The 13,545-nt window shown below is 69.3% G+C and carries 16 protein-coding genes; 6 read left to right on the top strand and 10 right to left on the bottom strand.

Annotation, left to right across the window (positions count from 1 at the left end; translation table 11 throughout):
• Positions 1–309: 309 nt before the first annotated feature.
• Positions 310–1,050, bottom strand: coding sequence for an alpha/beta family hydrolase (locus tag AB0O93_RS04640; RefSeq protein ID WP_363340948.1), 741 nt, complete (start codon positions 1,048–1,050; stop codon positions 310–312).
• Between the two features lie 22 nt (positions 1,051–1,072).
• A complete protein-coding gene (locus AB0O93_RS04635; RefSeq protein WP_363340946.1) occupies positions 1,073–1,660 on the bottom strand; it encodes a general stress protein in 588 nt (195 codons plus the stop codon).
• Between the two features lie 40 nt (positions 1,661–1,700).
• Here AB0O93_RS04635 and AB0O93_RS04630 point away from each other — a divergent pair, with 40 nt between their 5' ends.
• The 3 genes from AB0O93_RS04630 to AB0O93_RS04620 are packed head-to-tail and all read left to right on the top strand — an operon-like array spanning position 1,701 to position 4,674.
• Positions 1,701–2,993, top strand: a complete 1,293-nt coding sequence (locus tag AB0O93_RS04630) for a CBS domain-containing protein (RefSeq protein ID WP_363340944.1) — start codon at positions 1,701–1,703, stop codon at positions 2,991–2,993.
• A complete protein-coding gene (locus AB0O93_RS04625) occupies positions 2,993–3,520 on the top strand; it encodes a DUF1003 domain-containing protein (protein WP_363340942.1) in 528 nt (175 codons plus the stop codon). The genes AB0O93_RS04630 and AB0O93_RS04625 overlap by 1 nt, the downstream gene beginning before the upstream one ends.
• Positions 3,517–4,674, top strand: a complete 1,158-nt coding sequence (locus tag AB0O93_RS04620) for an Mrp/NBP35 family ATP-binding protein (RefSeq protein WP_363340940.1) — start codon at positions 3,517–3,519, stop codon at positions 4,672–4,674. The genes AB0O93_RS04625 and AB0O93_RS04620 overlap by 4 nt, the downstream gene beginning before the upstream one ends.
• A 22-nt stretch (positions 4,675–4,696) precedes the next feature.
• Here AB0O93_RS04620 and AB0O93_RS04615 read toward each other — a convergent pair whose 3' ends face one another.
• Positions 4,697–5,098, bottom strand: a complete 402-nt coding sequence (locus tag AB0O93_RS04615) for a Sec-independent protein translocase TatB (RefSeq protein ID WP_363340938.1) — start codon at positions 5,096–5,098, stop codon at positions 4,697–4,699.
• A gap of 72 nt (positions 5,099–5,170) precedes the next feature.
• On the opposite strand from AB0O93_RS04615, the gene AB0O93_RS04610 reads away from it, so the two are divergent.
• Positions 5,171–5,806 carry a class I SAM-dependent methyltransferase gene (locus tag AB0O93_RS04610; RefSeq protein ID WP_363340936.1) on the top strand — a complete coding sequence of 212 codons (636 nt, stop codon included), beginning with the start codon at positions 5,171–5,173 and terminating at the stop codon, positions 5,804–5,806.
• Positions 5,807–5,862: 56 nt separating this feature from the next.
• On the opposite strand, the gene AB0O93_RS04605 is transcribed toward AB0O93_RS04610, so the two are convergent.
• From AB0O93_RS04605 to dapE, 3 genes are all read right to left on the bottom strand, one after another.
• Positions 5,863–6,036 (bottom strand): DUF3117 domain-containing protein, encoded by a 174-nt coding sequence (locus AB0O93_RS04605; RefSeq protein WP_064485917.1) that lies wholly within the window; start codon positions 6,034–6,036, stop codon positions 5,863–5,865.
• 97 nt (positions 6,037–6,133) lie between these two features.
• The gene (locus AB0O93_RS04600; protein ID WP_363340934.1) at positions 6,134–7,342 is read right to left on the bottom strand and encodes a hypothetical protein; all 1,209 of its coding nucleotides are present in this window, start codon (positions 7,340–7,342) and stop codon (positions 6,134–6,136) included.
• 2 nt (positions 7,343–7,344) lie between these two features.
• On the bottom strand, positions 7,345–8,421 hold the full coding sequence (dapE, locus tag AB0O93_RS04595; protein ID WP_363340932.1) for a succinyl-diaminopimelate desuccinylase: 1,077 nt from the start codon (positions 8,419–8,421) through the stop codon (positions 7,345–7,347).
• Positions 8,422–8,487: 66 nt separating this feature from the next.
• Here dapE and dapD point away from each other — a divergent pair, with 66 nt between their 5' ends.
• Positions 8,488–9,444, top strand: a complete 957-nt coding sequence (gene dapD / locus AB0O93_RS04590; protein WP_363340930.1) for a 2,3,4,5-tetrahydropyridine-2,6-dicarboxylate N-succinyltransferase — start codon at positions 8,488–8,490, stop codon at positions 9,442–9,444.
• Between the two features lie 25 nt (positions 9,445–9,469).
• On the top strand, positions 9,470–10,264 hold the full coding sequence (gene ppk2 / locus AB0O93_RS04585) for a polyphosphate kinase 2 (RefSeq protein ID WP_363340928.1): 795 nt from the start codon (positions 9,470–9,472) through the stop codon (positions 10,262–10,264).
• Between the two features lie 18 nt (positions 10,265–10,282).
• Here the strand turns inward: ppk2 and AB0O93_RS04580 are convergent, their stop codons facing one another.
• The 4 genes from AB0O93_RS04580 to AB0O93_RS04565 form a co-directional block, all read right to left on the bottom strand.
• Positions 10,283–11,581, bottom strand: coding sequence for a citrate synthase (locus AB0O93_RS04580; protein WP_363340926.1), 1,299 nt, complete (start codon positions 11,579–11,581; stop codon positions 10,283–10,285).
• Positions 11,582–11,691: 110 nt separating this feature from the next.
• Positions 11,692–12,813: a succinyldiaminopimelate transaminase gene (gene dapC, locus AB0O93_RS04575; protein ID WP_363340924.1), complete on the bottom strand. Its 1,122-nt coding sequence runs from the start codon at positions 12,811–12,813 to the stop codon at positions 11,692–11,694.
• A gap of 19 nt (positions 12,814–12,832) precedes the next feature.
• On the bottom strand, positions 12,833–13,153 hold the full coding sequence (gene fdxA, locus AB0O93_RS04570) for a ferredoxin (protein WP_053547188.1): 321 nt from the start codon (positions 13,151–13,153) through the stop codon (positions 12,833–12,835).
• 9 nt (positions 13,154–13,162) lie between these two features.
• A complete protein-coding gene (locus AB0O93_RS04565; RefSeq protein ID WP_363340921.1) occupies positions 13,163–13,543 on the bottom strand; it encodes a histidinol dehydrogenase in 381 nt (126 codons plus the stop codon).
• Positions 13,544–13,545 lie beyond the last annotated feature (2 nt).

Below are 13,545 nucleotides of genomic sequence, written 5' to 3'. Positions count from 1 at the left end.
CTTTGATCCAAAGGAATTCTCACCAGTCCGAAGACCGACGAGGAAAATTTGGCATTTGACAAGTGCACGCTGTTGAGTTCTCAAGGATCGGATGCTCCTCCCGCTCGGCTTCTCAGCTCTGCTCGAAGGGCAACTTCTCTATGTTACCCGGCGCTCTCCCCGTGTCAATTCGGCCGAAGCCGGGTGACGGAAGACGCCGGACTCTTCCTTCCACGACAGAAGTCGTGATCCGGAGGAGATGTTCGATGCTTGAGGGGGGCGCTCGGTGATCCCGGCGCTCGCTTCCCTTTGGGGCGAACAAGAGATAACTTACGCGGGATCCGGGGGTCGGGCAAATCCGGCCGCTCCCCCGGGCGTGTCGCGCTGTCCGCAGGCGACGTCCTCCAGGAAATCGCGGGCCTCAGCGAGGACGGACGCGGCGACGTCCCCCGCCGTCCTGCGGTCTCTCGCCCGCTCGAACGAGTGATCCGCGCCCTCCATCCACGCGATCGACGCGGCAGGGCACGTCCGAACGATCGCATCCCAGCGCTCGGCCGGAAGGATGAACGGGTCGCGACTCCCCGACACGAACAACTGGGGCACGGTGACGAGCGGAAGGTGCGCGGCGCGCTCCTTCTCCGGACGGCCGGGAGGGTGGAGGGGGTAGCCGAGGTAGACCAGCGCGTCGGGGTCGATCAGGTCTTCCGCCGTCGCCATCGACGCCATGCGTCCGCCGTACGACTTGCCCATGGCGATGATCGGGACGGAGTCGCCCTCCCGGCGCACGTGTTCGAACACCGCCGCCCAGGCGCGGATCGAATGCGAAGCGGGTCCCGGCATCCGACGTCCCAGCACCCGGTACGGGAAGTCGAACCGCACCACGCTCATCCCGCAGTCCGCGATCGCAGCGGCCATCGCGGCCATGAACGGATGTGCGGCACCGGCCCCTGCGCCGGGTGCGAGGATCACCGTCGCCCGCGGCGCCGGCGGATCGATCCGGGAGACCGGAAGGGAGACCTCTCCGGAGGGCAACTCGACCACGCAGATCCGCGTGGATTCCAGCGACGTCATCCGTTCACCCGAACGCCGCGCATCAGGCGCGGTCGTCGTCGGCCCCGGCGTCGGTGGATGCCGGCGGCGACGGGGTGACCCGTTCGCCGTAGCGTGGCGGCTCGGAGTCCTCGGGGGGACGCGGGCCGGCCGGCGCGGCAGCCCCGACGCCGAGCGCGGCGCGTGCGCGTGCGAGGTCGGATGCCGGGACGGTCACGTCGTAGTGGTCGGCGACGACGTGGATCACCGACGCGTAGTCCCGCCTCTTCCGCACGAGCGAGTACGTCGTCAGGCTCAGCAGCATCCCCAGGGCGATGCCCACGAAAAGGACGCCCAGGAACACCGGAATCGGCAGCGTCGGGGACCCGATCACGAGCACCGCGGCGAAGAGAAGACCCAGAAGGAGACCGTTGAGCGCTCCCGACCGAGCCGCGGTGGCGTAGCCGAGCCGCCCCGTCACACGCTCGACCGACCGCAGACCGGATCCGACGATGGCGATGTGACGCGCGGGGATCTCGGCCCCGATCAGCGTCGACACGGCCTTCTGCGCCGCCTCGTAGGTGCTGTAGCCGGCCACCGTCTGACCGACGTCGCCGGCGGACATCGCCGCCCTGCCGCCGAACATGCTCATCGCTCCATCCTCCCACGGGCCCGGGGCTACGCTGGGACGTGTGAGCACGCAAAGGGTCTTCGTCGCGCGTCTCGCGGGCTGCGCGGTCTTCGATCCCGCCGGAGACCGTCTCGGGAAGGTCCGCGACGTCGTCGTCATCTACCGCAAGGACGATCCCCCGCGCGTGGTCGGGCTCGTGGTGGAGATCCCCGGTCGACGGCACGTGTTCGTCTCGATCGGCCGCGTGACCTCGATCGCCACCGGTCAGGTCATCACGACCGGTCTCATCAACGTCCGTCGCTTCCAGCAGCGCGGCGGAGAGGTCCGGGTGATGGCGGAGATGCTCGGCCGCACGGTGTACCTCCGAGACGGATCGAGTCGCGCCGTCATCGAAGACGTCGCCATCGAGCGCAGTCGCCTGGGCGAGTGGGATGTCGGCCAGCTCTTCCTGCGCCGTCCGCGCACGAGCGCCTCCCCCTTCGCCAAGGGGCCCACCACGTTCGCGTCCTGGGCAGAAGTCCGTGAAGAGCAGACCCCGGGGCAGGCGCAGTCGGCGGAACAGCTCGTCGCCACGTTCTCCGACCTCAAGGCGGCGGATCTGGCGAACACGCTGCTCGACCTCCCCGAGGAGCGGCTGCTCGAAGTCGCCGAAGAGCTGCCCGACGATCGACTCGCCGACGCGCTCGAGGAGATGCCGGAGGATGAGCAGGTGCACATCCTCGAAGCCCTCGGCGACGAACGCGCCGCCGACATCCTGGATCAGATGGAGCCGGATGACGCCGCCGACCTTCTCGGGCAGCTCCCCGAGGCGCGCTCCGAGGAGCTCCTCGACCTGATGGAACCCGAGGAGGCGGAGGACGTGCGCGCCCTGCTGAAGTACGGCCCCGACACGGCCGGGGGCCTGATGACGAGCGAGCCAATCGTCCTCTCCGCCGACGCGACGGTCGCGGAAGCGCTCGCACTCATCCGCCGACACGAGCTGCATCCGGCGCTGGCCGCTGCGGTCTTCGTCACCCTGCCGCCGTACGAGACGCCGACCGGACGCTTCCTGGGCACCGTCCACTTCCAACGGATGCTGAGATATCCCCCGCACGAACGGCTCGGCGCGATCATCGACGACACGCTGGAGCCGATCTCGGCCATCGCCAGCGCCGCCGAGGTCGCACGCATGCTCGCCAGCTACAACCTCGTCTCCGTACCGGTGATCGATCAGGCCCGACGCCTGGTCGGAGCGGTGAGCATCGACGACGTGCTGGATCACCTGCTTCCCGATGACTGGCGCTCCAGCGACATCCCCGAGCCTGCGCGCGCCCCGTCGACGGCGGCCGTGCCGATCACTCCGAGGCGGCGATGATGGCCCGTTCCACGAAGCGACCGTCCCTGGACGCCCCTCGCGGTCGCGGAGGGATGCTCGCGCGCACCCCGCAGCCTTCCCGGGATCGATTCGGTCGGTTCACCGAGTGGATCGCGCGGAACATGGGGACGCCGGTCTTCCTCCTGGCCCTCACGCTCTTCTGCGTGGGATGGATCCTGTGGAACACCACGATGCCGGAGCCGTGGCGTTTCGACGACGCGGCGCTCGGCTTCACCGCCCTCACCCTCGTCCTCTCGCTCCAGGCGTCGTACGCCGCACCGTTGATCCTGCTGGCGCAGAACCGACAGGACGACCGCGATCGGGTGCAGATCGAGCAGGACCGCCAGAGGGCCGAGCGCAACCTCGCCGATACGGAGTACCTCGCTCGGGAGATCGTCGCGCTGCGGATGGCGCTGACCGACATCTCCGGAGACGTCGTGACCCGCGACGTCCTGCGCGCCGAGCTTCGAGCGATCCTCGACCGTCTCGACGGTGTGGCCCCCGACTCCGAGGAAGAGCGTCGATGACCTCGAGCACCGTCGCCGCGGTCACCGCCGCCGTCGGCGCCGTGATGGATCCCGAACTGCGGCGCCCGCTCTCCGAGCTCGACATGCTCCGCACCATCAGCGTCGACGACGGCATCGCCCACGTCGAGATCGCCCTCACCATCGTCGGATGTCCGGCATCCGACCGCATCAGAGCGGATGTCGAGCACGCTGCGTCAACCGTGGCCGGCGTCTCGGGCACCGACGTCTCGCTCACGGTCATGACGCCCGACGAACGCCGCGCCCTCACGGATCGGCTTCGCGGTGGACGCGCCGCCCGCACGATGCCCTTCGGCGCCGACTCCCTGACCAGGGTCGTCGCGGTGACCAGCGGCAAGGGCGGCGTCGGGAAGTCCACGCTCACGGCGAACCTCGCCGTCGCCCTCGCCCAGCGCGGGTTGTCCGTGGGCCTCATCGACGCGGACGTGCACGGCTTCTCCATCCCCGCTCTGCTGGGACTCGTCGACGAACGCGGCCGAGCGCCCTCCCCCACCCGGATCGACGACGTGATGCTGCCGCCGGTGGCGCACGGCGTGAAGGTGATCTCGATCGGGATGTTCCTGCGCCGCGAGGGCGAGGAGGGCGCGCTCCCCGCCGTCGCCTGGCGTGGCCCGATGTTGCACCGCACGGTGTCGCAGTTCCTGACCGATGTCCACTTCGGCGACCTCGACGTGCTCCTGCTCGACATGCCACCGGGAACGGGCGACGTGGCCATCTCCGTCGGCCAGCTGCTCCCCCACGCCGAGGTGCTGGTCGTGACGACGCCGCAGACGAGCGCCTCCGATGTGGCGGTCCGCAGCGGACTCGTCGCCCGGCAGACCGGCCAACGGGTGATCGGTGTCGTGGAGAACATGGCGGCGATGACGCTGCCGGACGGCTCGGTCATGGAGGTCTTCGGCTCCGGCGGCGGCGACGCCGTGGCCGCGGCGCTGTCGGTCGATCAGACCTCCGACGTTCCCCTTCTGGCGTCGGTGCCGCTCAGTCCCGCGCTCCGCGCGACCTCGGACGCCGGTTCCCCCGTCGTGCTCGCCGCCCCGGACGAGCCCGCCGCCCGGGCGATCGCGGCGCTCGCGGACGAGCTCGCCGGCGCTCGGCGCGGTCTGGCCGGTCGTTCCCTCCCGCTGCGGACGCGCTGACGCGGGGCCATCCGGGAGCCGCTCAGGTGGCCTCGTCGTCGAAAGGCGCCGTCTCACCCGCCAGCAGCCGCGACGGTGCGGCGCGTTCCTCGCGATGCGCCTCGCCGGCAGCCCCCATGGCGGCGACCGCTCCGGCTGCCGCGGCCGCCTTCACCGTCGGGACCGGGGTGTCATCCAGCAGAGCCTCGCGGATGATGCGACGAGGGTCGTACTGACGCGGATCGAGCGTCCGCCAGTCGACGTCCTGGAAATCCTCACCCATCTCGTCGCGCACGCGCGTCTTGGCCGTGTTCATCCAGTTCTTCACCTGCCGGGTCAGGCGCCCGAGACCCTCCGCGTAGCGGGGAAGCCGTTCGGGACCGATGACGAAGGCCGCGATCACACCGATCAGCAGAAGCTTCTCGATCGTGAGCCCGAAGAACATGCCTTCACATTACCGTCGCGCCTGCAGGCTGACGCCCGGGAGCGCCCCTAGGGTTGAACCGGAGGAACACCCATGGCAGGTCATGACGCGAACCAGAGGTTCGCCGACGAATCGACGCTCGAACCCGAGCACATCGCGCGTGCCCGCGCACACGCCCTCGAACTCGGGGCCGCGCCGATCAGCGCCCCCGTCGGGGCTCAGTGCGCCGTGATCGCGGCGGCGTCGCAGGCGCTGAACATCGTCGAGATCGGAACGGGCGCCGGTGTATCCGGACTGTGGCTTCTCCACGGTTCTCCTCGAGCGACACTGACCACCATCGACAAAGAGCCGGAGCACCTCGGCGCCGCACGTCAGGCATTCTCCGAGGCCCGCATCCCAGCCGCGCGTGCACGGTTCATCACGGGTCGCGCGGCGGAAGTGCTTCCCCGCATGAACGAGGCGTCTTATGACATCGTCCTCGTCGACGCGGACCCGGACGGCGTCATCGAGTACGTCGAGCACGGGCTCCGCCTCGTCCGCGCGGGCGGCACGGTCCTGGTGCCGCGCGTGCTCGGCCACGGTGCGGTCGCGGATCCGGTGCGTCGCGACCCCGTCACGAGCGCCTACCGCTCGCTGATCCAGGAGACGCAGAGCTCCCCCGCCGTCATCGGGGCGCTCTCCATCGTCGGCGAGGGTCTCCTTCAGCTCACCACGGTTCCCACAGCCTGATCAGCAGGAAAGATGAACGGCCGGTCCCATGACCGGCCGTTCATCTTTCCTGCTGATCAGGCTGCGCTGACGACGCCCCCCAGGACGTCATGAAGCTCCTTGGCCTCAGCGTCGTTCACGGAGACGACGAGTCGCCCACCCCCCTCGAGCGGCACGCGCACGATGATGAGGCGACCCTCCTTCACGGCCTCCATCGGCCCGTCTCCGGTTCTCGGCTTCATGGCTGCCATTGCGGCTCCTTTTCATCGATGTTCTGCGAAGCCAAGTTTATCCCTGAGCGGAGCCCGTGCCCGAACCCCGTCCACAGAACGTGACATCGCGTGCCAGTCACGGGACCTGCCAGGTCATGTTCCCGAGGCCGTACATGTTGTAGATCCACCACCACTGCCCGACGAGACAGGCGGCCAGGACGCTCCAGCGCCACGTGCGCGATCGCGGAACAGCGAACGCTCCCCACAGGGGCGAGAGCGGAACGAGAAGGCGGAAGATGCTGGACTGTGGGAAGAAGACGAGCAGCAGGTACACGATGTAGCCGACCGACCACAGCCGGACCTCGACCCCGAGTGCGCGCACCGGCTTCGCCCACAGCAGCACCGCGGCGATGGCGGCCACGAGCGCGACGAGGAGGACGTATCCCACGAGGGGATCGACCCGCCACATCCGGCCGAACCAGAACTCCACCGCCTCGAGGAAGCCGTGGAGAGGGACGAAGTCCGCTTCCCCCGGCATCCAGATCCTGCGCCATGCGAGTTCTGTGGCGAGGTACGCGTCCGATCGTCCCGTCACGACGGCGGCGACGACCTGCCAAGCGAACCCGACGGCGGCTGCCAGGAGGCCCGTGGCGATGATGTGGACGATCTCGCGAACCGAGAGCGGGTCCCTCTCGCGCTGCACCCACCGCCAGACCCCGTAGAGGGCGAGCATCAGCGAGAAGGCGAGGATGCCGGGTCGTGTGAAGCCCATGAGAGGGATGAGGGCGTACAGCCATCCCCACCGCCGGCGGATGAGCGCCCAGAGCGCGAGGAACAGCCACAGGAGGTTCAGTGTCTCGGCGTACCCGACCTGGAACAGCGCGGCGAGCGGTCCGCAGGCGAAGAAGGCCACCCCCCAGGTGGCGGCGATGACGCTCAGGCGGGTGCGCAGCAGGCGATAGAGGACGTAGCACGCCGCGTAGCCGGCGATCAACGAGACGAGCAACGCCCCCGCGACCCAGGGACCGAACGGCAGGCTCACCGCCCGCGCCAGGAAGGGGTACACGGGCAGGAACGCCCACGCATTCTCCGCCACCAGCCCGTCCTCCGTCAGCGGCAACGTGGTCGGGTACCCGACGACGGCGATGATCCAGTACCACCGCGCGTCCCACCCCAGGACGAGATCGCCGAGCGCAGGAGCGTCGCCGAAGCGCGATGACGGGGTCGACAGGGACGCCGCGAGGATGAGGAAGACGGTCGTGACCGCTCGCGCCGCGAGATAGAGGACGCCGATCCACAGCGCCGGCTGCACCGCGACGCGCGCGGCAAGAGCCCCCGGGCGCACCGTCAGCCGGCGCTCAGCCAGGCGCGCAGTCCGCGTTCGACCGACTCGATCTGCGCGATGGGCACCCGCTCCTCGTCGTGATGAGCCAGGTGCGGGTCCCCCGGACCGTAGTTGACCGCCGGCACGCCGAGAGCGCTGAACCGCGCGACGTCCGTCCAGCCGTACTTCGGGCGCGGTTCGGCGCCGACGGCTCGGACGAAGTCCTGGGCCAGCTCGGCGTCGAGTCCCGGGCGCGCCCCTTCGGCGAGATCGACGATCTCGACGTCGAACCCGGAGAAGACATCCCGCACCACGCGTTCCGCCTCCGCGGCGTCGCGGCTCGGGGCGAAGCGAAAGTTGACCTCGACGCGACACTCGTCCGGGATCACGTTGCCGGCGATCCCGCCGGAGATCCGCACGGCGTTGAGCCCCTCGCGGTACACTAGCCCGTCGACGGTCACCTCCCGCGCACGGTGCTCAGCGAGCCGGGTGAGGATGGGCGCGGCCGCATGGATCGCGTTCTCTCCGACCCAGGACCGGGCGCTGTGCGCGCGCACACCCTTCGTGGTCACGAGCGCCCGCAGGTTTCCGTTGCACCCGCCCTCCACCTCGCCGTTGGAGGGCTCGCCCAAGATCGCGAAGTCCGCTGCGAAGAGATCGGGGCGCGTCCGGGAGAGCCGGGTCAACCCGTTGAGCTCGGCATCCACCTCTTCGTGGTCGTACCACATCCAGGTGATGTCCACCGTCGGATCGGTCAGTTCGGCCGCGAGCACCAGCTGGACGGCGACGCCGGCCTTCATGTCGACCGTCCCCCGCCCCCAGAGGACCTGCTGGCCGTCCACGACGCGATCCTGCGTCGGCACGTTGTCGTTGATCGGAACGGTGTCGATGTGCCCGGCGATCGCGACGCGCCGGTCCCGCCCGAGGTGGGTGCGGGCGACGATGGTGTCGCCGTCGCGATACACCTCCAGGTGCTCGAGCGCCGACACGGCCTCATGGATGAGATCGGCGAGCGTGGTCTCCTCACCGGACACGCTGGGGATGTCGCAGATGACGCGCGTGAGGTCGACGGAGGATTGCGTGAGATCGAGCGCGGGCATTGTCGAAGTCTACCGAGGGCGCGACGGGGATCTCCGAGGACCGGTCCCGACCGCTACCGTGGAGGCATGAGCGATGCGCGGTACATCTGGGGATGCGGTCTGGTCACGACGTCCGAGGACGGGACCGTCCTCGACACGTGGTACCCGCAGCCCGCGCAGGGCCGCATGCCCCGCGGCGGGCAGCCCGGACTCGCCTCGGGCGACCTCGAGCGGCACGCCGTTCCGGACCCGCGACGCGCAGTGGAGCTTGACGTGCGTGTCGTCGAGATCGATCTGGACGCGCCCCCTGCCTCGACGCCGGACGCCTACCTGCGCCTGCATGCCCTCTCGCATCGCCTGGTGGCTCCGAACGCGCTGAACCTCGACGGAATCTTCGCCCACCTGCCGATCGTGGCGTGGACGACGGCGGGTCCCATGCACCCCGATGACGCCACGCGCCTGCGCCCCTTCCTCCTCCGCGAAGGCATCCAGGTGCAGAGCCTGGACAAGTTCCCCCGCCTGCTCGACTACGTCACCCCGGTGGGCGTCCGCATCGCCGACGCGTCGCGGGTGCGACTGGGGGCCTACCTCTCCCCCGGAACCACGGTGATGCACGAGGGCTTCGTGAACTTCAACGCCGGAACGCTCGGGGCCAGCATGGTCGAGGGCCGCATCTCCCAGGGTGTGGTCGTGGGCGACGGCAGCGACATCGGTGGCGGCGCCTCCATCATGGGCACCCTCTCCGGCGGCGGCGCGCACGTCGTCTCCGTCGGTGCGCGCACGCTCCTCGGCGCCAACGCAGGCATCGGCATCTCCCTCGGCGACGACTGCGTCGTCGAAGCCGGACTGTATGTGACCGCGGGATCCAAGATCGTCCTCGCGGACGAGGCCCCCGACGAGGACGGTCGCCGTCCGAGCGTCAAGGGTGCCGCGCTGTCCGGCCGGAACGGGATCCTCTTCCGACGCAACTCCCTCACGGGTGCGGTCGAGGCCGTCCGGCGCGCCGGCGCCGGGGTGACGCTGAACGAAGCCCTCCACGCCTGATCGGCGTCCGATCGAAGGAGATCCCATGTCGGCGCGACTGTCGAAGAAGACGTACGAAGCCGAACTCGCGCGACTGCAGGCGCGCCTCGTCGACATGCAGGCCTGGGTGCAGCACACCGGCGCCCGGATCGTGGTCATCTTCGAGGGACGGGACGCCGCAGGCAAGGGCTCGACGATCAAGCGCGTGGCCGAGTACCTCAACCCGCGCGTGACGCGGGTCGTGGCCCTGCCGACGCCGAGCGAGCGCGACCGGACGCGGTGGTACTTCCAGCGGTACGTGCCGCACCTGCCCGCCGCCGGTGAGATCGTGCTGATGGACCGCTCCTGGTACAACCGTGCCGGGGTCGAGCACGTCATGGGCTACTGCACGCAGGCCGAGTATCACCGGTTCCTCCACCAGGCGCCCATCTTCGAGCGGATGCTGGTGGAAGACGGCATCGTGCTGCTGAAGTACTGGTTCAGCGTGTCGGATGTCGAGCAGGAGGCCAGATTCCGTTCGCGCGCGGAGGACCCGATGCGCCGGTGGAAGCTCAGTCCCAACGACGTCCTGTCCATCACCAAGTGGGAGGACTACTCCCGCGCGAAGGACACGATGTTCATCCACACGGACATCCCCGAGGCACCCTGGTTCGAGGTCGACAACGAGGACAAGAGGCGCGGACGGATCAACATGATCCACCACCTGCTGTCACGGATCCCCTACCGGGAGGTCGAGCGGCCGGCGATCGAGATCCCGCCACGACCGGCATCCGGCGGGTACGAGCGGCCGCCGCGCGACGACGCCGGACAGGTGCCCGACTACGCCGCGACCCTCGGCTGACACCGCCGGAACGCGGGATCAGCCCAGGCCGGGGTAGTTCCGGGCCGGTGAGCCGGTGTACAGCTGCTGAGGGCGGCCGATCTTGGTCTGCGGGTCGGTGACCGCCTCGCGCCACTGCGCCAGCCATCCGGGCAGCCGGCCGATGGCGAACAGCACCGTGAACATGCGCGTGGGGAATCCCATGGCCTTGTAGATCACGCCCGTGTAGAAGTCCACGTTCGGATACAGTCGGCGCTCGCGGAAGTAGTCGTCGCTCAGGGCGATCTCCTCGAGCTGCTTCGCGAGGTCCAGGAGCGGGTCGTTCACGCCCAGGGCCTCGAGGACCTCGTCCGCGGACTCCTTGACGAGCTTCGCCCTCGGGTCGTAATTCTTGTACACCCGGTGCCCGAAACCCATGAGCTTCACGCCGTCTTCCTTGTTCTTCACCCGCTCGACGAACCGCTCGACGCTTTCGCCCGAGTCGCGGATACGGCCGAGCATCTCCAGGACGGCTTCGTTCGCGCCGCCGTGAAGAGGTCCGTAGAGGGCGTTGATCCCGGCCGAGATCGACGAGAACTGATTGGCGCCGGTGGAGCCGACCAGCCGGACCGTCGAGGTCGACGCGTTCTGTTCGTGGTCCTCGTGGAGGATGAGCAGCCGCTCGAGGGCCCGCGACATCACCGGGTTGATCTCGTAGATCTCGCTCAGCACGCCGAAGTTCAACTTGAGGAAGTTGTCGACGAACCCGAGGGAGTTGTCCGGGTAGAGGAAGGCTTGACCGATGCTCTTCTTGTGCGCGTAGGCCGCGATCACCGGAAGCTTCGCCAGCATCCGGATGGTGTTCAGCTCGACGTGCTCGGGGTTGTGGGGGTCGGACTCGCCCTCGTAGTACGTCGAGAGCGCCGCCGTCGCCGCCGACAGCACCGACATCGGGTGCGCGTTGTGCGGAAGCGCAGAGAAGAAGCGCTTCAGGTCTTCGTGCAGAAGCGTGTGACGACGGATCCGACCGTCGAACTCCGCCAGCTGGTCTTCGGTCGGCAACTCGCCGTAGATCAGCAGCCACGCGACTTCGAGGTACGTGCTGTTCTTCGCCAGCTGCTCGATCGGATACCCGCGATAACGCAGGATGCCCTCGTCGCCGTCGATGTAGGTGATCGCCGACTTCGTCGCCGCCGTGTTGACGAATCCGTAGTCGAGCGTCGTGTGGCCGGTCTGACGGGTGAACGTGGAGATGTCCACGCTGGGGATGCCGTCGGTACCGTGCAGGACGGGGAATTCCGCCGTGCGGTCGCCAATCGTGAGAGTGGCCTTGTCCTGTGTGGTGCCCGCTTCGCTCACGGCGCCTCCTCGCGATTGGTGATCGTGCCGGGGGTTCGCATACAGCCTAGTAGCCACGCGCGCCTACTCCGGACATCGCCAACGCGCCGCCGGATCCGATGGAGGAACCCTCACAGATCGGCGTGCGCCACGTGGCGAAGCCGTTCCGCCGCCGCCGCGATGCGCTCGTCGGAGGCTGTCAGGGACACGCGGACGTGCTCAGGGAAGTGCGATCCGTAGAAGTGCCCCGGCCCGGCGAGGATGCCGAGTTCGGCCAGCCGCGCCAGCGAGTCCCATGCATCGCGTCCCTCGGTCGCCCACAGATACAGACCCGCCTCGCTCCGATCCACGCGGAATCCGGCGCCCTGCAGTGCTGGCAGGAGCAACGCACGGCGCCGTCCGTACAGGTCCTTCTGGATCCGCACATGCTCGTCGTCCCCGAGCGCTGCGGTCATCGCCGCCTGCACGGGCGCGGGCACCATGAGGCCGAGGTGCTTGCGCGCCGCGGTCAGACGCGACACGACCGTCCGGTCGCCCGCGAGGAACGCCGCCCGGTACCCCGCGAGATTGGACTGCTTGCTGAGGGAATACACCGACAGCAGTCCCGAGAACGAGCCGTCGCGCACCCGGTCATCCAGCACGGACGGGATCGGCGCGCGATCCCAGGGCGCCTCCCACCCGAGTTCGGCGTAGCACTCGTCGGCGACGAGGAGCGCGCCGAGCTCGCGCGCCCGCGCGACCGCCGCGCGGAGCTCGGGGACGTCCCAGACCCGGCCGTCGGGATTGCCCGGGGAGTTGATCCAGATGATCGCCGCATTCTCGGGCCACGCGGCCGGATCGTCGACGGCCATCGCCGTCGCGCCGCACACCGTCGCGCCGACCTCGTAGGTCGGGTATGCCGCGCGGGGATGGACGACGATCTCACCCGGCCCGACGCCGAGAAGCAGAGGCAGAAGGGCCACCAGCTCCTTCGAGCCGATCGTCGGCAGAACATCCTCGGCTGCGAGCCCGGACACGCCGCGCCGCCGCCGATACCACTCCGCGACGGCCTCCCGCAGCACAGGGGTGCCGATCGTCTGCGGGTAGGCATGGGCGTCCGTCGCACGCTTCAGAGCCGCGGCGACCACGTCCGGCGTCGGATCCACCGGCGACCCGATGGAGAGGTCGACCATGCCGCCGGGGTGCTCCTTCGCGCGCCGAGCGTACGGCGCGACGGCATCCCACGGGTAGTCCGCGAGCTCGGTGACTCCCATCAGCGGCTCCGTCGTCGGATCAGTGGTCCTGCGGCGGCAGCGCCGAGATCACGGGGTGATCCTTGGCGATGACGCCCACCTTCGCCGCACCCCCGGGAGAACCGATGTCATCGAAGAACTCGACGTTCGCCTTGTAGTAGTCCTGCCACTCGCCCGGCAGATCGTCCTCGTAGTAGATCGCCTCGACCGGGCACACCGGCTCACAGGCGCCGCAGTCCACGCATTCGTCGGGGTGGATGTAGAGCGAGCGCTCCCCCTCGTAGATGCAGTCGACGGGGCACTCGTCGATGCACGCGCGGTCTTTGACATCCACACAGGGCAGGGCGATCACGTACGTCACGGGTCGAGTCTAGTCCGGGCGGGCTCGACCGGGATCCGCTCCGAAGCGCGCCGGCCACCCGATGACCACCGCGACCATGAGCGGGAGCGCGAGAGTCCAGACGGTACCGAGGATGCTCTGCGGAACGATCACCGACCCGCCAGGGCCCGCGCCGGAGAAGACCAGTGCCGCCGTCATCATCCCGAGCCCCGCCGCCAGGGCGGCCCATCGGTCTCCCGTCAGCAACCGGATCGAGGCGAGCAGGGCCGCGCACCCCAGAAGGGCGAGGACGAGTCCGAGCGGGACGGGGCCGAGCACGAACGCGTGCGCGATAGTCCCCGCCGAGCCGTAGACCATCCCGACGGCGGCCGCGATGAGCCAGCTGCCGAGGCGCGACCACGAGAATTCCACCG

The organism is Microbacterium sp. NPDC077184, assembly GCF_040687055.1.
GTDB lineage: Bacteria > Actinomycetota > Actinomycetes > Actinomycetales > Microbacteriaceae > Microbacterium.
The sequence above is the reverse complement of the archived record's forward strand: the minus strand, read 5'-3'. Positions and strand labels throughout refer to the sequence as shown.